The organism is Candidatus Enterovibrio altilux (assembly GCF_002381345.1).
In the GTDB taxonomy this organism is placed as follows: domain Bacteria; phylum Pseudomonadota; class Gammaproteobacteria; order Enterobacterales; family Vibrionaceae; genus Enterovibrio; species Enterovibrio altilux.
In genome coordinates, this window is sequence record NZ_CP020663.1 from 155,344 (window position 1) to 179,943 (window position 24,600).

General features: G+C 38.9%; 19 protein-coding genes and 5 pseudogenes. 14 read left to right on the top strand and 10 right to left on the bottom strand.

Annotation, left to right across the window (positions count from 1 at the left end; all coding sequences use genetic code 11):
- Position 1: 1 nt before the first annotated feature.
- The 3 genes and pseudogenes from lysS to BTN50_RS08370 form a co-directional block, all read right to left on the bottom strand.
- Positions 2 to 1,510, bottom strand: a complete 1,509-nt coding sequence (gene lysS, locus BTN50_RS08360) for a lysine--tRNA ligase (RefSeq protein ID WP_096619793.1) — start codon at positions 1,508 to 1,510, stop codon at positions 2 to 4.
- Between the two features lie 24 nt (positions 1,511 to 1,534).
- A protein-coding gene (prfB, locus tag BTN50_RS08365; protein ID WP_096619794.1) for a peptide chain release factor 2 occupies positions 1,535 to 2,633 on the bottom strand; the annotation gives its coding sequence in 2 pieces (ribosomal slippage) (positions 1,535 to 2,557 and positions 2,559 to 2,633; 1,098 coding nt in all).
- A 618-nt stretch (positions 2,634 to 3,251) separates the two neighbouring features.
- Positions 3,252 to 4,001 (bottom strand): annotated as a pseudogene (locus tag BTN50_RS08370) (transposase).
- Positions 4,002 to 4,199: 198 nt separating this feature from the next.
- Here BTN50_RS08370 and BTN50_RS10280 point away from each other — a divergent pair.
- A complete protein-coding gene (locus BTN50_RS10280; protein ID WP_161493004.1) occupies positions 4,200 to 4,364 on the top strand; it encodes a hypothetical protein in 165 nt (54 codons plus the stop codon).
- A 25-nt stretch (positions 4,365 to 4,389) separates the two neighbouring features.
- Here the strand turns inward: BTN50_RS10280 and BTN50_RS08375 are convergent, their stop codons facing one another.
- The 3 genes and pseudogenes from BTN50_RS08375 to serS form a co-directional block, all read right to left on the bottom strand.
- Positions 4,390 to 5,166 (bottom strand): TatD family hydrolase, encoded by a 777-nt coding sequence (locus BTN50_RS08375; protein ID WP_096619795.1) that lies wholly within the window; start codon positions 5,164 to 5,166, stop codon positions 4,390 to 4,392.
- Positions 5,167 to 5,426: 260 nt separating this feature from the next.
- Positions 5,427 to 6,291 (bottom strand): annotated as a pseudogene (locus tag BTN50_RS08380) (IS5 family transposase).
- Positions 6,292 to 6,560: 269 nt separating this feature from the next.
- Positions 6,561 to 7,841 carry a serine--tRNA ligase gene (gene serS, locus BTN50_RS08385; protein WP_096619796.1) on the bottom strand — a complete coding sequence of 427 codons (1,281 nt, stop codon included), beginning with the start codon at positions 7,839 to 7,841 and terminating at the stop codon, positions 6,561 to 6,563.
- 229 nt (positions 7,842 to 8,070) lie between these two features.
- Between serS and BTN50_RS08390 the strand changes: the two are divergent.
- The 7 genes and pseudogenes from BTN50_RS08390 to BTN50_RS08420 all read left to right on the top strand — a co-directional run bounded on the left by BTN50_RS08390 (position 8,071) and on the right by BTN50_RS08420 (position 15,989).
- Positions 8,071 to 8,865, top strand: a pseudogene (locus tag BTN50_RS08390) (transposase).
- Positions 8,866 to 9,085: 220 nt separating this feature from the next.
- A complete protein-coding gene (locus BTN50_RS08395) occupies positions 9,086 to 10,042 on the top strand; it encodes an AAA family ATPase (protein ID WP_096619797.1) in 957 nt (318 codons plus the stop codon).
- Positions 10,039 to 11,028 carry a DUF58 domain-containing protein gene (locus tag BTN50_RS08400; protein WP_096619798.1) on the top strand — a complete coding sequence of 330 codons (990 nt, stop codon included), beginning with the start codon at positions 10,039 to 10,041 and terminating at the stop codon, positions 11,026 to 11,028. The genes BTN50_RS08395 and BTN50_RS08400 overlap by 4 nt, the downstream gene beginning before the upstream one ends.
- Entirely contained in the window at positions 11,025 to 11,546 is a 522-nt protein-coding gene (locus BTN50_RS08405) for a DUF4381 domain-containing protein (protein WP_096619799.1), read from the top strand. The genes BTN50_RS08400 and BTN50_RS08405 overlap by 4 nt, the downstream gene beginning before the upstream one ends.
- Positions 11,539 to 12,504 (top strand): vWA domain-containing protein, encoded by a 966-nt coding sequence (locus BTN50_RS08410; RefSeq protein ID WP_096619801.1) that lies wholly within the window; start codon positions 11,539 to 11,541, stop codon positions 12,502 to 12,504. The genes BTN50_RS08405 and BTN50_RS08410 overlap by 8 nt, the downstream gene beginning before the upstream one ends.
- A complete protein-coding gene (locus tag BTN50_RS08415) occupies positions 12,497 to 14,302 on the top strand; it encodes a VWA domain-containing protein (RefSeq protein WP_096619803.1) in 1,806 nt (601 codons plus the stop codon). The genes BTN50_RS08410 and BTN50_RS08415 overlap by 8 nt, the downstream gene beginning before the upstream one ends.
- 7 nt (positions 14,303 to 14,309) lie before the next feature.
- Positions 14,310 to 15,989 (top strand): BatD family protein, encoded by a 1,680-nt coding sequence (locus BTN50_RS08420; protein WP_235611021.1) that lies wholly within the window; start codon positions 14,310 to 14,312, stop codon positions 15,987 to 15,989.
- A gap of 83 nt (positions 15,990 to 16,072) precedes the next feature.
- On the opposite strand, the gene BTN50_RS10285 is transcribed toward BTN50_RS08420, so the two are convergent.
- On the bottom strand, positions 16,073 to 16,213 hold the full coding sequence (locus BTN50_RS10285; RefSeq protein ID WP_161493005.1) for a hypothetical protein: 141 nt from the start codon (positions 16,211 to 16,213) through the stop codon (positions 16,073 to 16,075).
- A gap of 93 nt (positions 16,214 to 16,306) precedes the next feature.
- Between BTN50_RS10285 and BTN50_RS08425 the strand changes: the two are divergent.
- A pseudogene (locus tag BTN50_RS08425) lies at positions 16,307 to 17,225 on the top strand (IS5 family transposase).
- A gap of 55 nt (positions 17,226 to 17,280) precedes the next feature.
- On the opposite strand, the gene BTN50_RS08430 reads toward BTN50_RS08425, so the two are convergent.
- Positions 17,281 to 18,114, bottom strand: coding sequence for a mechanosensitive ion channel domain-containing protein (locus BTN50_RS08430; RefSeq protein ID WP_096620010.1), 834 nt, complete (start codon positions 18,112 to 18,114; stop codon positions 17,281 to 17,283).
- A 571-nt stretch (positions 18,115 to 18,685) separates the two neighbouring features.
- On the opposite strand from BTN50_RS08430, the pseudogene BTN50_RS08435 reads away from it, so the two are divergent.
- Positions 18,686 to 19,532: pseudogene (locus tag BTN50_RS08435) on the top strand (IS5 family transposase).
- A gap of 121 nt (positions 19,533 to 19,653) precedes the next feature.
- Here the strand turns inward: BTN50_RS08435 and BTN50_RS10290 are convergent.
- Complete coding sequence (locus tag BTN50_RS10290; RefSeq protein WP_161493006.1) at positions 19,654 to 19,821, bottom strand: hypothetical protein; 168 nt, start codon at positions 19,819 to 19,821, stop codon at positions 19,654 to 19,656.
- 419 nt (positions 19,822 to 20,240) lie between these two features.
- Here BTN50_RS10290 and BTN50_RS08440 point away from each other — a divergent pair, with 419 nt between their 5' ends.
- A complete protein-coding gene (locus BTN50_RS08440; RefSeq protein ID WP_096619805.1) occupies positions 20,241 to 20,999 on the top strand; it encodes a Nif3-like dinuclear metal center hexameric protein in 759 nt (252 codons plus the stop codon).
- A 75-nt stretch (positions 21,000 to 21,074) separates the two neighbouring features.
- Here BTN50_RS08440 and BTN50_RS08445 read toward each other — a convergent pair whose 3' ends face one another.
- Positions 21,075 to 22,364: a citrate synthase gene (locus BTN50_RS08445; RefSeq protein WP_096619807.1), complete on the bottom strand. Its 1,290-nt coding sequence runs from the start codon at positions 22,362 to 22,364 to the stop codon at positions 21,075 to 21,077.
- Between the two features lie 808 nt (positions 22,365 to 23,172).
- Between BTN50_RS08445 and BTN50_RS08450 the strand changes: the two genes are divergently transcribed.
- The 3 genes from BTN50_RS08450 to sdhD are packed head-to-tail and all read left to right on the top strand — an operon-like array spanning position 23,173 to position 24,600.
- Positions 23,173 to 23,865 (top strand): transposase, encoded by a 693-nt coding sequence (locus BTN50_RS08450; protein ID WP_161493007.1) that lies wholly within the window; start codon positions 23,173 to 23,175, stop codon positions 23,863 to 23,865.
- 13 nt (positions 23,866 to 23,878) lie between these two features.
- Positions 23,879 to 24,259, top strand: coding sequence for a succinate dehydrogenase cytochrome b556 subunit (gene sdhC / locus BTN50_RS08455; RefSeq protein ID WP_096619811.1), 381 nt, complete (start codon positions 23,879 to 23,881; stop codon positions 24,257 to 24,259).
- On the top strand, positions 24,253 to 24,600 hold the full coding sequence (sdhD, locus tag BTN50_RS08460) for a succinate dehydrogenase, hydrophobic membrane anchor protein (protein WP_096619813.1): 348 nt from the start codon (positions 24,253 to 24,255) through the stop codon (positions 24,598 to 24,600). Before sdhC ends, sdhD begins: the two co-directional genes overlap by 7 nt.

Here is a 24,600-nt window from a genome sequence, read left to right on the forward strand (position 1 = left end):
TTTAGGCTTTGCTTTGTGGGCGCATAGACGGGAATAGAATCACGTCACGAATGGTGTGCGTGTTAGTGAACAGCATAACCAAACGATCGATACCAATACCTTGACCTGCTGTTGGTGGCAGACCATATTCTAGCGCTGTAATATAATCCCCATCATAAAACATTGCTTCTTCATCTCCATATTTTTTTGCATCAAACTGAGCTTTAAAACGGTTATCTTGGTCTTCTGCATCATTCAACTCAGAAAATCCATTCGCCACTTCACGGCCAGCAATGAAGAACTCAAAACGATCGGTAATGAAATTATTTTCATCGTTACGACGAGCTAGTGGAGAAATGTCCGCTGGATATTCAGTAATGAACGTCGGCTGAATCAGATTAGGTTCAACTGTTTCACTGAAAATTTTTTCAAGCAACTGACCATAAGTCCAAAATTTTTTGACGTAAATACCAAGATTAGTCGCAATACCAGCCATCAGGTCACGATCTTGCACGCCTTCGTAAGTTAGCGCTTGGATAATTACATTATTAAGATTATATTCCTTAATAGCCTTCAACATGCTTATACGTGTGTATGGGTAATTAAAGTCTATATCTATTTCTCCATAAGGTATGATAGCGCACCCTAGAACGCTAAGTACTATACTCTGCAGCATTTTTTCGGTCAGATCCATCAGATCATGATGATTTGCATAAGCCATATAGAATTCCATCATAGTGAATTCTGGATTGTGACGTGGAGACACACCTTCATTACGGAAGCTACGGTTAATTTCAAATACACGCTCAAAACCACCCACAATCAAGCGTTTTAAATAAAGCTCCGGTGCAATACGCAGGAACATTTCTTGATTCAGCACATTATAATGAGTCACGAACGGACGTGCAGAAGCTCCACCTGGGATGCTTTGCATAATTGGAGTTTCCACTTCCATGAAACCTCTTTCCGTCATAAAGTTACGAATAGCCATAACAACTTTAGAACGTATAACGAACACATTACGAGAATTTTCATTAACTATAAGATCAACGTACCGCTGGCGATAACATTGTTCTTGGTCTGCAAGACCATGAAACTTTTCTGGTAATGGGTGCAGTGATTTAGTGAGTAGTTGACATTCTTCTATGTTCACATAAAGATCACCTTTACTTGACTTATGCAATGCACCCTTCACACCGATAATGTCACCAATATCTAGACCGTGAAATTTTTTTTTCAGATCATTCTGTACCTTTTTTGATGCATAAGATTGAATACGACCGGAAGCATCTTGTAATACAATAAATGGTCCACGTTTCGCCATGATACGGCCAGCAATGCTTACTTTATGACCAAGCCTATTTAGTTCTTCCTTGCTCTTATCGTTAAATTCCACTTGAAGCTCTGCAGCTATATGCTCACGACGAAAATCATTCGGGTGGCCATTTGCGTTACAAGTTTGACGAATGTGGTTCAACTTAGTACGACGCTTCGCAATTAACTTGTTTTCATCTAGTAATTGATTAGTCATAATTAACCTTTAATCAACGTGAAATTACAACCCAGATTTCAGGCTGGCTTCAATAAATTTATCGAGATGACCATCAAGCACGGCTTGAGTATTCCGGTTTTCTACGCCAGTGCGCAAGTCTTTGATTCGTGAATCATCCAGAATATAAGAACGAATTTGGCTTCCCCAACCAATATCCGCTTTTGCATCTTCGCTCGCTTGTTTCTCAGCGTTTCTCTTATACATTTCTAGCTCAAACAGTTTTGCGCGAAGTTGTTTCATCGCTTGATCTTTATTTTTATGCTGACTGCGATCATTCTGGCACTGAACCACGGTATTTGTCGGTACGTGTGTGATACGTACGGCTGATTCAGTAGTATTTACGTGCTGTCCACCTGCACCAGAGGCACGATAAACGTCAATACGTAAATCAGAAAGATTAATATCAATATCAATGTTGTCATCAACTTCAGGGTAAATAAACACTGAAGCAAACGATGTATGACGACGACCACCTGAATCAAATGGTGATTTACGCACTAAGCGATGAACACCAGTTTCAGTACGCAGCCAGCCATAAGCGTATTCACCACTAACAAGAATTGTAGCTGATTTCAATCCAGCCACATCGCCAGCTGACACTTCAATAACTTCTGATTTGAAGCATTTTGTATCAGCCCATCGCAAGTACATACGCAACATCATAGATGTCCAATCTTGCGCTTCTGTACCACCTGAACCTGCTTGCAAATCGATATAGCAATCAGAGTCATCATGCTCCCCCGTGAACATACAACGGAACTCTAGTTTCACCAGTTTCGCTTCTAATTCACTTAAATTAGGTTCAATTTCATCAAAGGTGTCTTGGTCACTTTCTTCCACGGCCAATTCCAGCAAATCGTTAATATACCCGCCACCCTGATCTAATAAATCAATGGTTACTACTACTGCTTCAAGCACAGAGCGCTCGCGACCTAGCATTTGAGCATGCTCTGGTTCGTTCCAAATATCAGGTTGTTCAAGTTCGACATTAATTTCTTCTAGACGTTCTTGCTTAGTGCCATAGTCAAAGATACCCCCGAAGGATATTTACACGTTCAACAATGTTCACTAAGCGATTTTTAATAGGATTGATTTCAAACATGGTCACTTCTCAATTCAGAACAAGCTTTAACTGCAGAATTCTATCGAATTACGAACAAAATAAACAGAGTGTCCTGAAAATCAAAAAAATTTTTGCAGACAAAAACATAAATGTACACAAGGATCTAATTGCAAGAGGTCGAACCAGAGAATGTTTGATTAACGAAATATGTTAACAAGCCAGTAGCACTCAGCTTCTGCGCTATCTCTGCGTTTTCTGTTCTCTCTAGTAATCCCACATCTAAAGACTTAAAAAGCTACGATACGTTCTTCCATTAATTATGTGGTTCTCATTATAGATTACCGCATTATTTTAATGGGTTTAACACACACGAACTTTAGGTATGATATTTCAAAGAACCTATTAAATATAGGTTTTAGAAATTTTTATCCACTTGAGACACCAGACTGCAAGATTTTTTCACTTCTAACAAATCCTTGTCGGCAACGATTAAACATTTAAAAAATGCATATTTTTAATTCATCTTCGCTAATAGAGTTTCTAACAGAGCCATCAAACATATGACAGAAACGAGCTTTGTTTCCTAACTAGAGTTCAGAGAATAAATTTCAACATGATTAATAATGAAACAATCATTTTTATTTTAGGCATACCTAGCTAGGTCAGCGTATTCAACGCTTTTATCATGGCGCACGTTTCACTAATCTGAGTGTTGTGCTCTCTTAAGCTCAATATCCCTCCAAGTAGTTTTTTAACTCGGAACGTTGCCGTCTCCGATAAGAAACATTTATGGTAACGATACCTCGTTTTTCAATGCTTCTTTGAACCATATTGCTTATGATAACTGACCGCTAAATTACGCGGATGATCTCGTTCCCACAAAATGACTCCTTTTCTTGATGGCATGATCGGAACCGTCGCTTAATACGAACGGTATCGTAAGCACCATCGGCTGACATTGCATTAGTTTTTCGGCGGGCTGTTTGAGCAAATTAAGTAGCACTTCACCATCAGTCACATTTAATGCACTTAACTTAGAAACAATGATTTTATGCGTATTTGTATCCGTTGCTAAATATAACTTACGTCAGACGCCGTTTTCCATCAGTACCATGATTTTACTTTCCATTCGCCTTCATCCTAGACTTTCAGCCCTGTAGAATCCATGGCTAAGTGCTGCATGAATAATGGGGGACATGACAATAGCAGTTTAACAAATTTGAAGATAGAATTAATGGATCCTGGCAAATCTCTCAATCGCATTAAAAATACGCATTTAACCATGAAGGCCATCGTAATGGCTAAAGCGCTAAATAAATGAGGTCTCCCATGATTACCCTTCTCAGTTTGATTCCATAGCTGAATAGCTTCTTCATAAACCCAGAATACTAGTGAGCCACGATTGATTAAAGATTGATTATACTGCTTTCAGTTAGGTCTTTTGTAGTGAAGCTTGTTCATAGACTTGAATATTTAAGTCAGCCTAGCTGTTTAAAATCTTGATTGAAAATTTAGTTCTTTTATTTAGGAAATAAGACTGGTTATTATAAACGTTCCATAGCAGAGACAGCAATAATTTGAGTTAAAAAAGTATTGGTAGGGACATTGAGTTTAAGGAAGCACACGACTCAGATTAGTGAAACCGGCGCCATAATAAAAGCGTTAAATAAGTTGACAAGACTAGATATGCCTAACACAATAACGATTATATATAGTGAATCATGCGGAGATTTACTCTCTAAATTAGAGTTAGGAAATAAATCCAAATAAAATCATAAGTATGAGCTCTTATCGACTAACGCATGGCCGTAGAAAAAAGTTTAAAAAAATTTTCAGTAGTGATCTTTGCCACCTCATCACCTGACACACCTTTTAATAAACCAACATATTCGGCTACATCACGAACATACGCGGGCTGATTCTGTTTCCCACGGTGAGGAATCGGCGCCAAATAAGGAGAGTCCGTCTCTACCAATAATTGATTTAGCGGTAGACGACTGACTACGTCTTTTAACTCATACGCATTATTGAACGTCACAATGCCAGAAATAGAAATATAAAAGCCAAGTTCAATCACCGCTTCTGCCATCTCATAACTTTCAGTGAAGCAGTGCAAGACTCCTCCCACTTTCTCTGCATGTTCTTCACGGAGAATACGTACGGTGTCTTCACGTGCCATGCGAGTATGGATGATTAATGGCTTACTGAGTTCAACAGACAAGCGAATATGTTGACGAAATATATCTTTCTGTATATCAGCTAAATCAGGCTGGTAATAATAATCCAATCCTGTTTCACCGATGGCAACAACACGATCATCCGATGCCAAGGCTCTCAGTTTCTCGTAATCAAAACCTTCAGCAATCTCCAAAGGATGAACACCACAAGATGCAAAGACATTTGTATATGGACGAATTAAATTCATCATTACTGGAAAACTACGCAGTGTAACTCCCACAGACAGTAGATAATCCACACCATGTTTTTTGGCTTTCTCTATGACCTCTGCAACATCTTTATGCAGACCCTCATAATTCAACTTATCAAGGTGGCAATGCGAATCAACTAGCACGTTGTTAACTTCCGTATAACTTCAAAGAAGTCTATTATATACTCAATCAACTTTGAGATGCAGATTTTAGTACCTGAAACTTAATATTTATTCGGAGTACCAATGCACTTATAATCAGCTTTGTTTCCTAAATCAGGGAACTACATGATGAATCTATATTCTAAACAGCTAGGTTAACTTAAATACTCAGGTTTATGAATAAACTTCGCTACAAAACAACAAACTAGTAACAGTACAATAAATTTCAACATGATTCACGATTAAATAATTGCTTTTAGGTTAAGCATCCCTAGCCCAGTCAAATTATTTAACGCTTTGATCATAGCGAAAATTTTGCTAATCTGAGCACTACGATCTCTTAAACTCAATGCTCCTCCAAGAAGCTTTATGACTCGAACCATTACCATCTCTGATAGAGAACGTTTATGGTTACCATAGCTCATTTTTTATGCTTATTTGAACCGTATAATTTTTAGTAACTGATCACTAAATTACGCGGACGACCTCGTCTTCAAAAAGTTGTTCCTTTTCTTATTGGGATGAGTGGAACCGCTCGTTGAATACGAACGGCTTAGTAATATTGTCTGGTGTCGTACACTCCATCGGCTGATATTTTATTGATTTTTCGACAGATCTGTTTGAACAAGTTAAGTAACATTTTATCGTCAGTCACATTTAATGCACTTAACTCAGTAGCAATGATTTCATGCGTATTTATACCTACCGCTAAATATAATTTGCACCAGATTAGCCGTTTTCTACCAGTACCATATTTTTTTACTTCCATTCTCCCTCCCCGTAGACTTTGAGTCCCATAGAAGCAATAGCTTAGTGCTAGATGGTTCTTTAATTTTTCATCTTGAACATGACATTAACCATTTTAGTTAGCCTGCTAATGCATGAATAGTGAAGGTATGGCAACGGCTGTTGAGCAAACTTGAACACAAACTTAATTAATCCTTTCAGATTTTTCAGTGGCATTGAAAATACGCATTTAACCATATGGGCCGTCGTAATGGTTAAGTTGCTAAATAAACAAGGTCTCCTATGATTACCCAGCTTAGTCTGATTCTATAGCTGCATGGCTTTTTCATCAACACAGGATGTTAATGAGCCACGATTAATTAAGTCTTGATTATACTTCTCTCAATTAGTTGTTTTGTAGCGAAGCTTGTTCATATACTTGAATATTTAAGTTAGCTTAGCTGTTTAAAATATTGGTTAAAATTTAGTTCACTGATTCAGGAAATAAAGCCAGTTATTATAAAAATTTTCTAGCAAAGAGAGCAATGGTCAAGTCCAAAAACTACTGGAAGGGACATTGAGCCTAAGGGATTACCATTCCAGATTGGCGACGCCAAAACCATGCTAAAAGCATTAAATAGGCTGCCAGATCAACCAATATGGGTTGCACCATCCATATATGGGCGAAGCACTTCAGGCACCTGCACTCGACCATCTTCAAGCTGGTAATTCTCAAGGATAGCAACCATAGTGCGACCAACAGCCAGACCAGAACCGTTTAACGTATGAAGCAACTCTGGTTTCTTTGCTGACTTACGACGAAAACGTGCTTGCATACGTCGTGCTTGAAAGTCAGTCATGTTAGAACATGATGAAATTTCACGATATGTATTTTGTGCTGGCACCCAAACTTCCAGATCGTAAGTCTTAGCAGAGCAGAAACCCATATCACCAGTACACAGGATTACTTTACGGTATGGCAAATGCAGTAATTGTAACACTTTTTCCGCATGACTAGTCAATTCTTCCAGTGCAACCATTGAATTCTCTGGCTTCACGATCTGAACTAACTCAACCTTGTCGAATTGGTGCATACGGATCAAACCACGAGTATCACAACCATAAGAACCTGCTTCTGAACGAAAGCATGGAGTGTATGCGGTCATGCGGATTGGTAAATCCACTTCGTCAACAATGGTATCACGTACTATGTTGGTCAGTGGTACTTCAGCAGTAGGAATCAAAGCCATACTTTCTGCTGCTTCAGGCTGGATATGAAATAAATCTTTACTAAACTTCGGAAGTTGGCCAGTACCAAAAAGGCTGTCTGCATTTACTAAATAAGGCACGTACATTTCGGTGTAGCCGTGTTCAGTCGTGTGCAAATTTAACATAAATTGTGCAATTACACGATGTAGACGCGCCATTTGACCTTTCATCACAATGAAACGCGAACCTGATAACTTAACTGCGCTCACAAAATCGAGACCACCAGAAAGTTCGCCCAGATCAACATGATCTTTTACGTCGAAATCATATGTTTTAGGTTCACCCCACACGGAGACTTCCACATTTTCAGATTCATCATGACCAACAGGTACTGCGTCGTCCGCAATATTAGGAACAGACTGAACAATCGCGCTTAATTCGTTCTGAAGTACCACCAATTCCTTTTTTGTATTGTTTAGAGCATCGCCTAGATTCTTAACTTTTGCCAGCAACGGCTGAATATCTTCGCCTTTCGCTTTAGCCTGCCCAATGAATTTGGATTGTGAATTACGTTTCGCTTGTAATTCTTCGGTACGAATTCGTAATGATTTTCGTTTTTTTTCTAGGTCGCGGAGTATATCAACGTCAAGTTTAAAACCACGATACGCCAGTTTTTCAGCTGTTGCATACAGCCCGGTACGAAGTAATCTAGAATCCAGCATGATAATCCTGTGGGTCATGTATTCAATATACTGATTGTGATTTAAAGATCATACTTACGTTCCGCAAATGTACCAATAACTTTTCATGCATTGACGTCTACTTTAAAGAGCCGCTCATTTTTTTATTGCATCATTTCAAGCGAGCACATAGTGCTTGGCTTCTAAAACCATAGACCAAAATAATTAATCTACGCTCTTAACAACTAGGTTCGCTTAAATATTCAGGTCTATGAGCAAGCTTCACTACAAAAAAATAAACTGGCAGCAGTATAATCAAACTTTAATCAATAATGGCTCACTAATATTCTGAATTGATGAAAAAGTAATTCAACTATAGCATTAACTTAAGCAGGATAATTATAAAAAATTACGTTTATTTAACGACTTAGCTTAGTCATCACGTAGGATTCTCCTGATTAGACGCGTATTTTCAATGCCATTGAAAGGTCTGCATGGATTAATTAATTCTGTTTTCAAATTTGTACAACTATCATTATCATACCTTAATTATTCATACATTAGTAAATGAACCAAAACAGTAAACGGTAGATATAAATATGCACGAAGTCATTGCTGCTGAATGAAGTTCATCAAATCTGACTGAAGGTGAAGTACTACCTAGCTTGCTCAAACAGACCTCCGAAAAATCAGTGAAACATGAAACAATGATGCTCACGACACCAGACAATCTGACAAAACCATTCGTATTAAACGAGCGGTTCCACTCACTACACCAAGACAAAAGCAACTTTTAAAAATAAAATCTTTGTGTGATTTAGCGGTCAGTGACCAGCAGTTATACGATTCAAATAAGCATTGAAAGACAAGGTATAGTTACCATAAAGGTTCCTTATCAAACATGGCAATATTTTGAATCAAAAAACTACTCGAAGAGACATTGAACCTAAGGGATTACAATGCCTTGACTGGCAAAACCTATGCCATGATAAAAGCGTTAAATAAGCTGCCAGAGCTAGAGGTATGCTTAAAACGAAAGCAATCTTCTAACAGTCCATTATATTGAGTTTACCCTCTTATTTTTAACTCAAATTAAGAAGCAGAGCCACATGCGGCACCAAAAACTAAACTTTATTGGTCGCTACTAATGCTTTTTTTTTAACATCCCTTGAAAGACCTCTTCAAGCGCTCCATATCAATTCAATAAGATACAAGGCCTTAACATTCAAGTGGTCTAAGATCAATTATTTTTCTTTTATTTTTGACACACTAAGGTTATATTTACCATGCTAGTTAATATATTTCAATGTCTTAACACTTACTTACAAAGTCAGATTATTGGGCAACCTGCTCTCGTCAAGCAATTACTAATTGCCCTCTTAGCGGATGGGCATATCTTAGTTCAAGGTCCACCTGGATTAGCAAAAACGCGCGCAGTGAAAGTATTATCTGATTGCATCGAAGGAGATTTCCATCGTATCCAATTTACGCCAGATTTATTGCCATCAGACCTGACAGGATCAGATATTTATCGTCCTGAACTTGGAGACTTCACCTTCCAAGCGGGTCCTATCTTCAATTCCATATTGCTGGCAGATGAGATTAACCGTGCTCCAGCCAAAGTACAAGCAGCCATGCTAGAAGCTATGGCAGAAAAGCAAATTACGGCAGGTCGACAAACTTATGCATTACCAAAACTTTTCCTGGTGATGGCCACACAAAACCCAATTGAACAAGAAGGTACTTATCCACTTCCTGAAGCACAACTTGACCGTTTTTTATTGCAATTAAATATCGATTATCCGAATGAAGATAGCGAGTTAGAGATACTTCGCCTTAACCGAGGAGAAGCACAGGGCGTCGTAAAACAAAAACCTATACACATCAATCAGGAAAGTATTTTTGAAGCTCGTAAATCTGTGTTAGGTATTTACATGGCCGACGATGTAGAAAAATACATTATTCGCCTCGTGATGGCGACACGCGAACCAAATCGTTACAGCAACCGACTAACCTTATGGCTTGACATGGGTGTAAGTCCACGCGCAACGTTGGCACTCGATCGCTGCGCACGTGCTCATGCGTGGTTAGAAGGCCGTGATTTTGTGACTCCTGATGACGTACAAACCATGACCTACCCTGTGCTACGACATCGCTTATTACTTAGCTATGAAGCGCAAGCAGAAGGAATTGATGCAGACAGCGTGGTTAAACACCTACTGAATCAGGTTACCAGTGTATGAGTTCAAACAACACCAACGACATTTTACTTCCACAAGAGCTACCTGCACACAGTAATGGCGTAAATCTATGTTTAGCTGAGCTGCTTTACTATCGGCAACAAGCAGTGTGTTGGTTGCCGCCAGCATTTCACATTTGGTCACAACTTAATGGTCAACATGGCAGCCGATATAAAAGCCGCGGCATGAATTTCTCTGAATCACGCCTTTACCAACCAAGTGATGATATCCGCTCTATCGATTGGCGAGTCACCGCGCGCACTGGGAAAACACACACTAAGCTGTTTATCGAAGAAAGAGAGCATCCAGTAATGTTGGCTATTGATCTCAGTACCAGCATGAAGTTCGGCTCTCAATTGATGCTAAAATCAGTGCAAGCTGCACACTTTGCTAGTTTACTCAGTTGGTTCACTGTGAACCAGCAAGATCGGATAGGGGCAATAATTTATAATGGTATTCGACTACAAGAATGCAAACCGACGGCTCGTCAGCAAGGGCCTCTTACCATCATTCATGCTTTAACTAAATCCCATGCAGAAATGCTTGCTACTAACCACTCTGCACCATTGCTATCTTCTCCTAAAGCAGACTGGCAGAATATGCTGCGACATTTGCATCATCTGTGTCCAAAAGGTAGTGAAATCGCCATCATAAGTGATTTTTATTCATTAACTACGAAAGATGAACGCCACTTAAACCAACTTCGACAACATAACCACATCCAGTTTATTCAAATTTTTGATCCGCTAGAACAAGGTAAAACGGCTTTTCGCGGGCAAGAACTAGTCACAGACAATATACAAACCGCATGGTTAAATTTTTCGATTCGTAAAACCAGAGATGGCTTGGCTGAACAATATCAACGTCACCAATCCTTTATTACCGATTTAGCTCGTTCGCTAGCGATATCGCAGCATTCAGTTACAGCATCACAATCGTTATTGCAGCAATTGAGTAAAAAGAAGACTAAGGTAAAGATGTCAAGATGACTACGCAAACGTCCAATACACTGCCACTGGCGGATATCCACCTTCAAAACGCTCCCGGCATTTGGCCGCTGGCATGGGGATGGTGGTTAGTTATTACCGTAACATTGTCCGTAATAATCTTCTTTATTATATGGTATCAAATGCATACTAAAAAAACGTGTGCGCAAAAAGAAGCTCTGCAAACGTTGAATTCATTAACATCATTAGCAGACATCAATTCACTACTTAAGCGCGCTGCATTAAGCTACTTCGATCGAGAACATGTGGCGGGGCTCACTGGCAACGCATGGATTCACTTTCTAGATGATCAACAACCTGTTGTAGGGGAAGACAGTTTTGTTGCTCATGAAAGTCTCTGGCAAAAAGGCTCGTTTTCGCAAGAAGGCTTGTCGGATGATGAGTTCAGAACATGTAGAGCATTAGCCGTAAAATGGCTGAAAAAAGCATTACCACCAAAAACATTTCACACATTCAATAACCCAAAATCCACCGACAGAAAAAAGGTTAACCATGTTTGAATTTATATGGTGGTTAGCATTTGCTTTGCTTCCTGTGCCTTGGCTGGTATTCAAGCTTGCTAAACCTATCACATGCCCTACTATTATCCATTTACCGCGTTTACCAAAAGGCCTTGGTGAGAAGCAAACCACAACCAGACATCAACATATATTAATGACGCTTTGTTGGTTAAGCCTTGTAAGTGCAATGGCACGGCCCATGTGGTACGGAGACCCAATACAAATTCAACCCAAACACCGCGACATGATGTTAGTCGTGGATTTGTCCGGTTCAATGGCAATGGCAGATATGGTAACCACCAATGGTAGTATCATCGATCGCATCACCGCAGTAAAAAACGTGCTATCCGACTTCATTCAAAGACGCTCTGGTGACCGTCTCGGTCTTGTCTTCTTTGCGGACCATGGCTATCTACAGACACCTCTTACCTTTGATAGAAATACTGTCGCTCAACAGCTTGATCGTGTCGTATTAGGCTTGATCGGACAAAGCACTGCCATTGGCGAAGGTTTAGGTATTGCAATAAAAACCTTTATCTACAGCAAAGCGCCACAGCGCGTAATCATTTTACTCAGTGATGGTGCCAATACCTCCGGAGTAATCGACCCGCTTGAAGCAGCACAACTTGCTAAAGATAACAACGTGATTATTTACACGATAGGTGTGGGAGCTGAACAAATACGCCAGCGAAGTTTATTTGGGTCTCGCATGGTAAACCCTTCGCAAGATCTCGATGAAAAAACCATGACACAAATCGCTAAAATAACAGGTGGGGAATATTTTCGAGCCCGCAGCCCTCAAGAATTAGAAACGATTTACTCAATCATTAACAAGCTTGAACCCATTTTTAGAGCAGAACAAACATGGCGTCCTCATGATGAGCTTTTTCGTTTTCCACTGGCGGTTTCATTAGTGTTTTCTGTTATAATCGTCATGATAAGGAGGCGTAATGTTTGACGTCACATTGATGTATCCTACATGGTTATTAGCGGCATTACCACTGGTACTGCTATCCCCATGGATGAGAGGTAAAACACAAAAATCAGGCTTAATTGCTCCACATCTTTTAGCACTGCTTTCTGATAAAGAGGCAACTAAAAATAAACAAAAACAATGGCCGCTCATCGCATTAGTGTTGGCGTGGTTATTGTCAGTATTTGCATTAGCTGGGCCTAGTTGGCAGCAAAACGAAATGCCTGCGGTAAGCTTGTCAGGTGCACGCGTGTTAGTCATGGACATGTCACGTTCTATGTATGCAACAGACATTCTGCCAAACCGATTAACTCAAGCGCGTTTCAAAGCGCTTGATATGTTACCGGGTTGGAAAGAAGGCAGTTCTGGTTTAGTAGCTTATGCAGGAGATGGCTATGTTATCAGCCCACTGACTGATGACGCACAAACACTCAAAACCCTGATACCAGAACTATCACCTAACATTATGCCTAGTACCGGCAGTAATGCAGCCGGAGGCATTATGCAGGCAATCGAATTACTTACACAAGCAGGCTTTACACATGGTGACATTATTTTAATCACCGATGGAATGACAGAACGCGAATCCAAAACCACATTAAATACGCTTAATAGTGGCAAATATCGAGTATCAATACTCGTCATAGGCACACAACAAGGTGCACCTATTCAACTGCCAGACGGCAGTTTACTCGAGCAGAACGGTAAACCTGTTATTGCAAAAGTAGCTTTACAATCATTGTCTGTAATAACCCAAAAAACAGGTGGTATTTTGCAAATATGGCAACCAACAGACCGTGATGTTGAGAACCTCGTGACCTTTACAAAAAAGCCAATGGATAGCACAACGAAAAACACAAACCAATTTATAGAAAAACGTTTGAATGCAGGTTTTTGGTTAATCATGCCCGTGATGCTTCTAGCACTGTTTGGCTTCCGCCGTGGTGCCGTGTTGACAGTAATGTTTATTTTAGTGCCAACACATTCAGTCTCCGCAGCCATTTTTCAAACCAATGACCAACAAGCATATTCCCAATATATATCTGGTGATTTTAAGCAAGCTGCAGAGGGGTTTACATCCCCAGAATGGAAAGGCATTGCCCAATATAAGAATGGCAATTATCCAGGTGCAATTGACACTTTATCTACACTAAATGATATGACGTCACGCTTCAACCTTGGCAACGCATATGCTCTATCAGGCGATCTTAAGAAAGCAGCAGAAGCCTTTACATTTGTATTGCAAAATGATCCTAATAATGCAGATGCTAAAAAAAATTTAAATGTGGTGCAACAAGCGATTGAGCAACAACAGCAAGATCAATCATCTGAGCAACAACCATTAGTTCAACAGCAGAACGACCAAAATGACTCAGCACAAGATCAAGTTCAGCAACAGGAACAAAACAGTAAACAATTAGAACAAAAAAATATGTCTTCACTCTCTGAGAGCCAAACAGCCAATGGCGCGCAAGATCAAAAGAGCGAGGGGAAAAGTCACAATATTAATAACGCAAAGAGCAGTAACAAGACCAACGAACCAGTGCAATCGTTCCCTCAGCATGAGGCTAACCCAAAAAAAGAAAGTAATAAAAATAGTGAACAAAATCCCAACCCAGTGGGTGAAGCGCCTAATAACAGCCAAGATAGCCTTTCCACCAGTCATTCTTTTTTGAACAAGCTAGAACAAGTACATAATGACACCGCGGGACTGATCCACGCACAAATAATTTTACAGGCTCGGCAAAAAAACAAGCCAGAACCAACTGAAAATTCATGGTAAATGCGCAATGATATTTTTGACAATTACACTGAATGCATGCTCACAATACAAAAAAGGTTTTGCACTGCTTTCAGCAATAATAATGATAATTATGCCTGGATTAACATTTGCCGCACAAGCCGTTGCTACGGTGTCGAAAAATGTTGTTGCCATCAATGAACCATTTCAACTAACTATCTCAGTCGATCAAAATATTGATAATAATGTGCTAGATCTTACGCCGCTTGCTAAAAATTTTATATATGGCAGCCCAAGTATCAGCAGTAGCACATCGATTATAAATGGCGCTATGACACGTAAGACAGAGTTTAATATCACAGTTGCTGGCAAAGCGGTCGGTACTCTTACTATTCCGAGCTTTCAGCTGAAAGGCATGCAAACTACACCCATTCAGATACAGGTAATAAAAAGCAGCCAACATGACAAGCATGCTGACGATCAAGCGATTCAGATGAACGTGAGCATTGATCGACAAAATGGCTACATTGGTGAAACGTTTACCTATGGCGTTGAACTATTTATTGGCACACGCATTGATTCTCCTACACTACAATCACCATTCGGTGATGGTTTAGATATTAAGCAAGTAGGTAAAGACCAGCAAACGGAAATAGTGCGTAATGGTCGTCTATATATCGTTCTCCAACGACAGTACCAAATCACCCCAAGAACATCAGGCAATTTCACGTTAGAAGGTCCGATATTCACAGGGACATATGTAACGGGTAATCGTTGGAATTCATCCATAGGTATCCCACTGAGTCGCCAAGCCAAAAATCTTTCTTTACACATTAAAAAAAAACCTCTAGCTTATACTGGCCTCTGGTTACCTACATCAGATCTTCAATTATCTCAACGTTGGGATCCAGATTCACTAGGTTCGGAACTGAATAATCAAGACCAAACAGCTAGAATCGGAGAACCTATCACCCGAACTATTACGCTTAAAATCAAGAATACTACTCAAAGTGTAATGCCTAATTTTAGCTTAGATTACCCTGTAAATGTGCGCGTATATTCTAATAAAGCAGAATACCATGAAGAAAATAGTTACACTGTGATGAAAGTAAAACAGGTGGTTATCCCTCGTGAAGAGGGAAAAGTTATTTTGCCAGCACTCTCAATTAATTGGTTTGATACCAATGCGGGAAAACAAAAATCAAGCAATATTCCAAGTTTAACGCTGCGGATTATATCAGGAATAAATGACACAATAATACAAAATTTGATAACCTCTAATCCAACTCAATCACACGTTATTTCCTCGCAAGCTCCAGTAGCACAAGTAGCTACTTACTGGCGATGGACGACTTATATCTTTGCGATACTCTGGTTGGGAACACTGTTTATGTTTATTCGCAAGCTCAAGCAGACAATAAGAACAAGCAACGCACTACACACCCGCACTAAAGCACCGAGCTCTGTTCTTCATGCCTTGGAAACAGCTGTACGTGAAAATAATGCATTAGTTGTTTCAACACGCTATAGAGAATGGGACTCGCTCTATGTTTTGAAAAAACTTCGTAAAGATATCGATATTGAAGTCACTACTATGATGGCAAGTCATTATAGTCACACAAAAACGACGTGGAATAATACAGTTTTATTAAAACTACTTGAAAAAGTCGCTAAAGTAAAACAAGATAATGCAGCCGTTGGTGCACTAAAACCTCTGGTCCCTAAATGATGCTGGAATAAACGGAGTCATACAATTTAAATACTTGATTTCCTATTTTGAATTCAGATGGGGAATCCCAACATGATGCACTATTAAACAATCGCTTTCGTATTAGGTATACTCAATTCTGTCAGCTTATTTAATGCTTCTATTATGCTGTCGGTTTCACTAATCTGAGTTGTGTGATTCCTTAGACTCAATGTCCCTACAAGTAATTTTTTAACCTGAAACATTACCGCCTTTGACAGGGAACGTTTCTGGGAAGCGGCTTACTTTCCTAAATAATGGAATAAAATTTTCAAGAAACACTCTAAATAGTCAGGTCTATTAACAATCTTCGCTGCAAAACAACTAACTCGAAGCAACATAATCAAGCTTTAATCAATCGTAGCTCACTAACATTCTGAATTGATGAAAAAGCTATTCAGCTATGGAATCAAACTAAGCAGGATAATCATGGAAGACCTCGTTTACTTAGCTACTTAGTCATTATAACAACCCTCATTGTCAAATGCGTACTTTAATATCATTGAGAAGTCTTCAAAGATTCATTAATTCTATTTTTAAATTTGCTCAACTACCATTGTCATGCTCTCACTGTACATGCATTAGCAAGCGAACCAAAACGGTTAGTGTCACGTTCAAAACGAAAAATAAAGGAAGCACACAGCACTTGACTATTGACTCTACGGGGCTCAAAATTTAAGGTAAAAGCGAATGGAAAGTAAAAAAGCATGGTACTGATGGGAAACGACAAGTCTGCCGCATATTACACTTAGCGGTAGATATAAATACGCATGAAATCATTGTTCTGAATTCAGTACATTAAATGCGACTGACGGTAAGGTGCTACCTAACTTACTCAAACAAACCTCCCAAAAAAAATAATTAAATGTCAGCCGATAGTGCTTACAAAATCAGACAATGTTACGAAACCGTTCATATTAAACGAGAAGGCTCACTCATACAACCAAAAAAAGGAACACTTTTTGGGAACTAAATCACCTAAATAATTTAGCGGTCAGTTACCAGAAGTTATACGATTCCAAGCAACATAAAAAAACAAGGTATGGTTACCAGAAACTTTCCCTATCAGAGACGGGCATGTTTCGAGTCAAAAAACTACTCGAAGGAATATTGAGCTTAAGGGATCAGAGTGCTCAGATTAACAAAACCTACGCAACGATAAAAGCGTTAAATAAGCAGACATGGTTAGGTATACCTAACACGAAAACGATCGTCTAATAGTTAATGATGCTGAAATTTATTATCTGAATTCCAATTAGGAAACAAAGCCTATTTACACATCACTTTTTTGAACATGAATATCCATCTGTGGGAATGGAATTTCAATACCGTCTTTATCAAGTCCTTCTTTAATTGCTTGCAAAAGATCAACATATACACCCCAGTAATTTACTGTTTTAACCCATGGGCGAACAATAAAATTTACAGAAAAATCGCCCAATTCCATCACACCAATAGTTGCTTTCGGTGTCGCAAGAAGGCGAGGTTCCGCAGCTAATACCGACGCTAGCACAGCTTTTGTTTTTTGAAGGTCTGCACTGTATGACACACGAATCATAAAATCTATACGACGCGTATTATACCGTGAATAATTCGTAATAGGACTTGAAATCACCGCACTATTTGGCACAATAATCATTTTATTATCAGGTGTTGTCAATACTGTTGAAAAAATTTGAATAAATTTAACAGAGCCAGATATACTCGCCACTTCAACATAGTCTCCTGACTTGAATGGACGGGAAACAACAAGCAATACCCCCGCAGCAAAGTTGGAGAGAGAACCTTGAATAGCTAAGCCAACGGTCAAACCTGCCGCCCCGATAATAGCAACCATAGACGCAGTTTGAATTCCTAATTTACTTAGTGCTGCTATGATAACAATGACAAATAGGAAGTAACGCGCAAAAGAATGAAGAAACTCTACAATACTTTTATCGAATTGTTTTTTGTACATGATTCTCGCCACAGTATTGGTGATTTTTTTAACGACCCAGTTACCGATAATCATAATCAAGAATGCGGATATAACATTAACCGCATATTGTAGCAGTACATTTTGGTTTTCTGCATACCAATTAACCGCTCCTTGAATCGCATTTTCCATTGCCATGTCCTGTGTAATTGTTATTTCCGTTAATCGCCCTGAGGCCCATTCAATAACTATCATACTCCCAATACCTGATAGTATCGTTTAGATAAAAATCAGAAAAAGTGTACGACTTAAGCAGCAATAAAAACTATTTCAATTAAGAATTGTAAAACTATACGATCATGCATTCAATAAGTTGATTATGGTTTAGAGGTAATACTATCATTCAATACACGTACAGACTATTTATGCATTACTCTTGATTTTATGTATCTGATTATTCCCCGATTAAGTCATTTTAAGCACGCATGCAAAGTTAATTTTTTTCTTTCCATGCGTTGAGTATACACAGCATTATTCATAGCAAGTTTGACAATGTGCTCTGCTATATTTGCCGGACAAGCTATTTAAGCATATACAAGCTGAAGGACTTACCAGGCAGCTTACAACAGCATCGTCAGTGTTCACAATGCTCAATCTAGTACTTTTATCCTGGACCTGTGTATACTGTACTTCCTAAATGAGGGAACTAAATTATTAAGCTACACTCTAAACAGCTAGCTGAAAGCAGCATAATCAAGCTTTAATCACTTGGGGCTCACTAACATTCTAGATTGATCAAGAAGCTATTCAGCTATGGAGTCAAACTAAGCCGGGTAATCATAAAAAAACCTCCTTTATTTAGCGATTTACCCCCCTTGCTCATGGTTAAATGCGTATTTTTAATGCCATTAAAAATTCATTAATTCTGTCTTCAAATTTACTCAATTGCCATTGTCATACCCTCACTATTCATGCGTTAACAAGCGAACCAAAACAATTAACGTCACGTTCAAGACGAAAAATAAAGGAAGCATACAGCACTTAGCCATGCATTTTACTGGACTTAACGTCTACGGTGAAGGAAAATGAGAAGCAGAAAAGCATGGTCCTCATAGGAAACGAAGAATCTCACGCAAGTTACATTTAGCGGTAGATATAAATACGCATACAATTATTACTGCTGAGTTAAGTGCATCAAATATAACAGACAGTGAAGTGCTACTTAGCTTACTCAAACAGACCGCCAAAAATGAATGAAATATCAGCCGATGGCGCTTGTGACACCAGACCATGTTACGAAACCCTTCGCATTAAACGAGCAAGCCTAGGCAGACCACCAAGAAAAGGAGTATTTTTAGGGAACAAGGTCATTCACGTAATTTAGCGGTCCATGCCAAAAATTAGACGATTCCAAGCAGCATTGAAAAACAGGGTATGTTTACTATAAGCGTTCCCTATCAGAGACGGCAATGTTTTGAATCAAAAAACTATTTGGCGGGACATTGAGTTTAAGAAATCATACTTCTCAGATTAACGAGACTTACGCCATAATAGGAACATCAAATAAACTGACCGGACTAGGTATGCCTAAAACAAAAACGATTGTTTAATCGTTCATCATATTTGATGCACTTAACCCAACAGCAATGATTTCATGCGTCTTTATATTTACCGCTAAATGTGACTTGCACCAAATTTGACGTTTTCATAAATACCATACTTTTCTACGTATTACTTACCCTTACCGTAGACTCTCAGCCCCATACAATCAATAGCTAAGTGCTGGATGATTCCTTTAAGCTTCGCCTCAGGCACGGATGTGAACCATTTTGGCGTGCTTGCTAATGCATTAATAATGGGGGCATAATAAAGGTAGTTGAACAAGTTTAAAAATAGCACTAATACATCCTTACAAACCTTTCAATGGCATTGAAAATGCTAGTTTAGCCATGAAATCCATCGTATTGGCTAAGCCATTACATAAACGACATTTTCCACAACTATCTTGCTCGGTTTGATGTTATAGCTACATAACTTCTACATTAATCCAGAATGCTAGTGAGTCACGATTAATTCAAATTTAATTATACTACTTCCAGTTGGTTGTTTTATAGCGAAGTTTACCCATAGACCTAGATATTTAAGTAAACCTAGCTTTTAACATGTAAATTACTAATGTAGTTCCCAGGTTCAGTAAACAAAGCCTCTTTGACGTCCTGAGCCAATAATAAATTTCAGGTTCTCAAACCTGCATCTTTATATTTATTGAATATACAATAAGATGACTCTTCGTACTTTTTCCGCCATTTAGGATGCACATGAATAATTTTACATTGGAAACGCTTCTCAACGTATTTTTGAAGACCCATGTCATAAAGGATTATTGCCCCAACGGCATGCAAGTTGAAGGAACATCGAACGTAAAGAAGATTGTCACAGGTGTGACGGCCTGTCAGGAGCTAATTGACGAAGCGATTAGCCATACTGCTGATGCAATATTGGTCCATCATGGTTACTTTTGGCGTGGTGAACCTGAACCGTTGAAAGGCATGAAATTTCGTAGAATTAAAGCCTTAATTGAAAATAATATAAACCTTTATGCCTATCACCTTCCGCTCGATGTGCATCCAGAAGTAGGTAATAATACACAACTTGCAGCATTATTGGAGATCGACATTAAAGGTAGCATGGAAGACGGAAATCCACAGTCTGTTGCAATTTGGGGCGAGATGAGTAAACCAATGTCGGTAACTGCCTTCACTGCGCATATTCAGCAACGTCTACATCGTATGCCTCTGTATATTGATGGAAGGATTTTTAATGACATTAAACGTGTTGGATGGTCTTCCGGAGGAGGTCAGGGCTTTATTGATCTTGCTGCTAGTAAAGGGCTTCATGCCTTTATTTCTGGTGAAGTATCTGAACGAACAACATTTTCAGCACGTGAACAAGGAATTCATTATTTTGGGGCTGGCCATCACGCTACAGAACGATACGGCGTGAAAGCCTTGGGTGAATGGTTGTCTAGCAACCATGGGATTGATGTGACCTTTATTGATATTGATAATCCGGTATAAATATTGATGCATCGCATTCAAAATGCGTCGCATATGCGACGTTTACATGTAACACATATACAACAAACATTGCAATTAATCACGCTCGTCAAGAGGCTTGAAATTACGTTTAGCATAACCAGTGTAGAGCTGACGAGGACGACCAATACGATTTTGCGGATCTTCATGCATTTCGTTCCAATGTGCAATCCAACCAATAGTGCGAGACATCGCAAAAATCACAGTGAACATAGACATCGGGATACCAATTGCTTTCAAGGTAATACCTGAATAAAAATCGACATTTGGGTACAGTTTCTTCTCAATAAAATACGGGTCTGAAAGAGCAATTCGCTCAAGCTCCATTGCAATATTTAGCAATGGATCATTGATTTCCAGTTCTTTAAGAACCTCATGACATGCTTCATTCATCACTGTAGCACGCGGGTCATAGCTTTTGTACACACGGTGACCGAAACCCATTAAACGGAATGGATCATTTGTGTTTTTTGCTCGTTCAATGTATTCATGAATGTTTTCCACCGAACCTATCTCTTCTAGCATTTTCAAACAGGCTTCATTAGCACCACCATGTGCTGGTCCCCAAAGAGATGCAATACCAGCGGCAATACATGCAAATGGGTTAGCACCAGAAGAGCCTGCTAAACGCACTGTAGACGTGGATGCATTTTGTTCATGATCAGCGTGTAACGTAAAAATTTTATCCATTGCTCGAGCCAGTATTGGGTTTACGTCATATCTTTCACATGGGGTCGCAAACATCATGTGTAAGAAGTTTTCAGCATAATCTAAGTCATTGCGTGGGTAGATAAATGGTTGACCAATTGAGTATTTATAACACATCGCCGCTAAGGTCGGCATTTTAGAGAGTAGACGATATGCAGTGATCTCGCGGTGAACTTCGTTATTGACATCGAGTGAGTCGTGATAAAATGCTGCCAACGCACCAACCACACCGACCATAACCGCCATTGGATGTGCATCACGACGGAAACCACGAAAAAAACTGGCAATTTGTTCGTGAACCATTGTGTGACGACTTACAACTCGACGAAATTCTGTATATTGCTGGCGGGTGGGTACTTCCCCATACATAAGGATATAACAAACTTCTAAGTAATCTGCGTTATTAGCTAATTGATCAATTGGGTACCCTCGGTGCAATAAGACCCCAGCATCACCATCAATGTATGTAATTTGCGAGTTACATGATGCAGTTACAACAAATCCTGGATCAAATGTAAAAAATCCATGTGTTCCTAACGTCCGTACGTCAATAACTTTTGGACCTACTGTGCCTCCTTTAATCGACAGTTCAATAGGTGCTTTCCCTTCTATTTGCAGGATAGCTTTCTGATCAGTCATAATATCCACCTTTAATATTATAGAATCCTATTCTGGATACAAACAACATTGTTGTACCGAGCGCTGAATAAGATGTCAATTTAGAGAAGTGAACTTTGTCGGGTACGTGCAAGCATAACAAATATATGTAGTTTAAGTTAATGCTCGGTTTCGGTACTTCCATTAATTTTATTAATTTATGCTTAAATGTTGCAGGGCATATACTTTGCTGAAGGTCTCTGAATATTATAGAAAGCCGAGATATTTAAGGCTTTATATAATATTTTTCAGCGTAAAGCGCAGCATAAATAGAAGTAAATGGCAATAGCATTCGTCACGAATAATCAAGATATTATGAGTCTAGACGCTGTAACGAGATATAATATCAGAAAGTCTGATAATAATTGCTCAATGCTTATGAGTGTACTACACTCATAAGCATTGAAGATGCTGGATCTCTTAATGGTTCAGAACCATATTATAGCTGTGGCAGTTTTCCTAAACTAAAAGTCAAAAATAAAAACTTGAAATCCAGCATGATAAGGCTCGTGATAGCTAAGTATATGGCTGCATAAATGCAATACTTCTTATATTCTAAGGTTGGAATACTGCCATGATTTCTAAAGTTCTACGTATTCATGCAATAACAGCTCTACGTCACCTCAAAAATCATAAGCAATTTGTAACACTAAAACTTAAAAATAATAACACAAGCAGTCACTTTCATGCCTCCCGGATAATAACCTTTATTGAGAACCTCAGCGAGTTTATTTACCCCCATACCCATCAAACTCTTTTTAATGTTGATGAGCAATTTGTAGTGAAACACATGGTAACAATAACGAACCAGTGGCATCAGCATAATACATCCAATGACAATATGGCGAAAGAGATTCCACATCAGTTTGATGCAAAAAAACAAGAAAATTTTACTTATCACTATGATGCATTAAAAACCGTTTATACTAAGGAAGCATCCAGTTTATTCATTGACACCATTCACCCAATACAAGCGACACAAATAACGTATGAATGGATACGTAAATCGAAAAATAAAGTCCTTGAAGCGGTGAGTATTCGCAGTCATAATAATATTATGCAAGACTTAGATTTTAGCGATATTAAGGATCCCTTAGTCAACACTTATAAGGCAATAACCAGTGCACATATCACTCATTTTTCTAGCAAACTAAGAAAAAATTGTCCACCAACTCATCAGCTCCATATTGTTCTCGATAAAACGGCATATCATCGAAGTAATTTCGTCAAAAACGCAGTATTCATTCTTAAGATTAAGCTTCATTATTTCCCTCCCCTTTATAACTCAGATCTCAACCCGTTAAAGCAGCTATGGCAGATAATGAATGAGCAGTCAAGCACCAGTGTGTACTACAAAAATCAACATTGGTTTAAAGAGGCTATTATACAATTATTTACTGGGACCATTTCAAAGATTACAGGCTATTTAACGTTCAAAGTAAATAATCAGTCTCAGTTTTTCGCCTCTGTATCTTCAAGTTGATTGAGTATATATCATGAAAGTAACGAAGCAAAGACCGGTAAATCTAGACCTTCATACCATTAGGTTCCCAATTACAGCAATTGCGTCTATTACGCACCGTGTATCTGGTGTTATTACTTTAATATCGGTTGCTATCCTACTATGGATTTTAAGCCTATCTCTTTCATCCCCTAGTGGTTTCGAATCTGCTGCAAATTTTATAGATGGCTTCTTTGCTAAATTTATTCTGTGGGGCATCCTCACAGCATTGGCTTATCACATTGTTGGCGGTATTCGCCACATCTTGATGGATATGAAGTGTTTTGAAACACTTGAAGCTGGCACGTTGAGTGCACAAGTTACTTTTAGTGTAACCTTATTGTTGTCAGTGTTCGCGGGGATTTTAGTATGGTAAAACATGTATCTTCTTTCGGTGGAAGCGGTGTGCATGATTTTATTATGATCCGTGCTACTGCCATTATTATGACACTATATACTCTGTATATGGTTGGATGTTTTGCTTTTGGTCCTGAGTTGTCTGGTCAGATCTGGTTCGAATTTTGGGGTCAGACATGGAATAAAGCGTTTACTATGCTGGCTTTGATTTGCGTACTTATCCATGCATGGATAGGCATGTGGCAAGTGCTTACTGACTACATTAAGCCTACGCTTCTTCGCGTGTTGATGCAGTTTGGTATTGTTGTTTTATTGTTTATCTATCTATTAACCGGCTTTTGCGTATTGTGGAGAGTTTAA

Excerpts from the sequence above, each read along its gene's own strand:
- sdhC (WP_096619811.1), top strand. The coding sequence starts at position 23,879 with ATGAAAGTAACGAAGCAAAGACCGGTAAATCTAGACCTTCATACCATT.
- BTN50_RS08405 (WP_096619799.1), top strand. The coding sequence starts at position 11,025 with ATGACTACGCAAACGTCCAATACACTGCCACTGGCGGATATCCACCTT.
- lysS (WP_096619793.1), bottom strand. The coding sequence starts at position 1,510 with ATGACTAATCAATTACTAGATGAAAACAAGTTAATTGCGAAGCGTCGT.
- BTN50_RS10285 (WP_161493005.1), bottom strand. The coding sequence starts at position 16,213 with ATGTTTCAGGTTAAAAAATTACTTGTAGGGACATTGAGTCTAAGGAAT.
- BTN50_RS08410 (WP_096619801.1), top strand. The coding sequence starts at position 11,539 with ATGTTTGAATTTATATGGTGGTTAGCATTTGCTTTGCTTCCTGTGCCT.
- serS (WP_096619796.1), bottom strand. The coding sequence starts at position 7,841 with ATGCTGGATTCTAGATTACTTCGTACCGGGCTGTATGCAACAGCTGAA.
- BTN50_RS08400 (WP_096619798.1), top strand. The coding sequence starts at position 10,039 with ATGAGTTCAAACAACACCAACGACATTTTACTTCCACAAGAGCTACCT.
- BTN50_RS08420 (WP_235611021.1), top strand. The coding sequence starts at position 14,310 with ATGATATTTTTGACAATTACACTGAATGCATGCTCACAATACAAAAAA.
- BTN50_RS08440 (WP_096619805.1), top strand. The coding sequence starts at position 20,241 with ATGAATAATTTTACATTGGAAACGCTTCTCAACGTATTTTTGAAGACC.
- BTN50_RS08445 (WP_096619807.1), bottom strand. The coding sequence starts at position 22,364 with ATGACTGATCAGAAAGCTATCCTGCAAATAGAAGGGAAAGCACCTATT.
- BTN50_RS08450 (WP_161493007.1), top strand. The coding sequence starts at position 23,173 with ATGGTAACAATAACGAACCAGTGGCATCAGCATAATACATCCAATGAC.
- BTN50_RS08430 (WP_096620010.1), bottom strand. The coding sequence starts at position 18,114 with ATGGAAAATGCGATTCAAGGAGCGGTTAATTGGTATGCAGAAAACCAA.
- BTN50_RS08415 (WP_096619803.1), top strand. The coding sequence starts at position 12,497 with ATGTTTGACGTCACATTGATGTATCCTACATGGTTATTAGCGGCATTA.
- BTN50_RS08395 (WP_096619797.1), top strand. The coding sequence starts at position 9,086 with ATGCTAGTTAATATATTTCAATGTCTTAACACTTACTTACAAAGTCAG.
- sdhD (WP_096619813.1), top strand. The coding sequence starts at position 24,253 with ATGGTAAAACATGTATCTTCTTTCGGTGGAAGCGGTGTGCATGATTTT.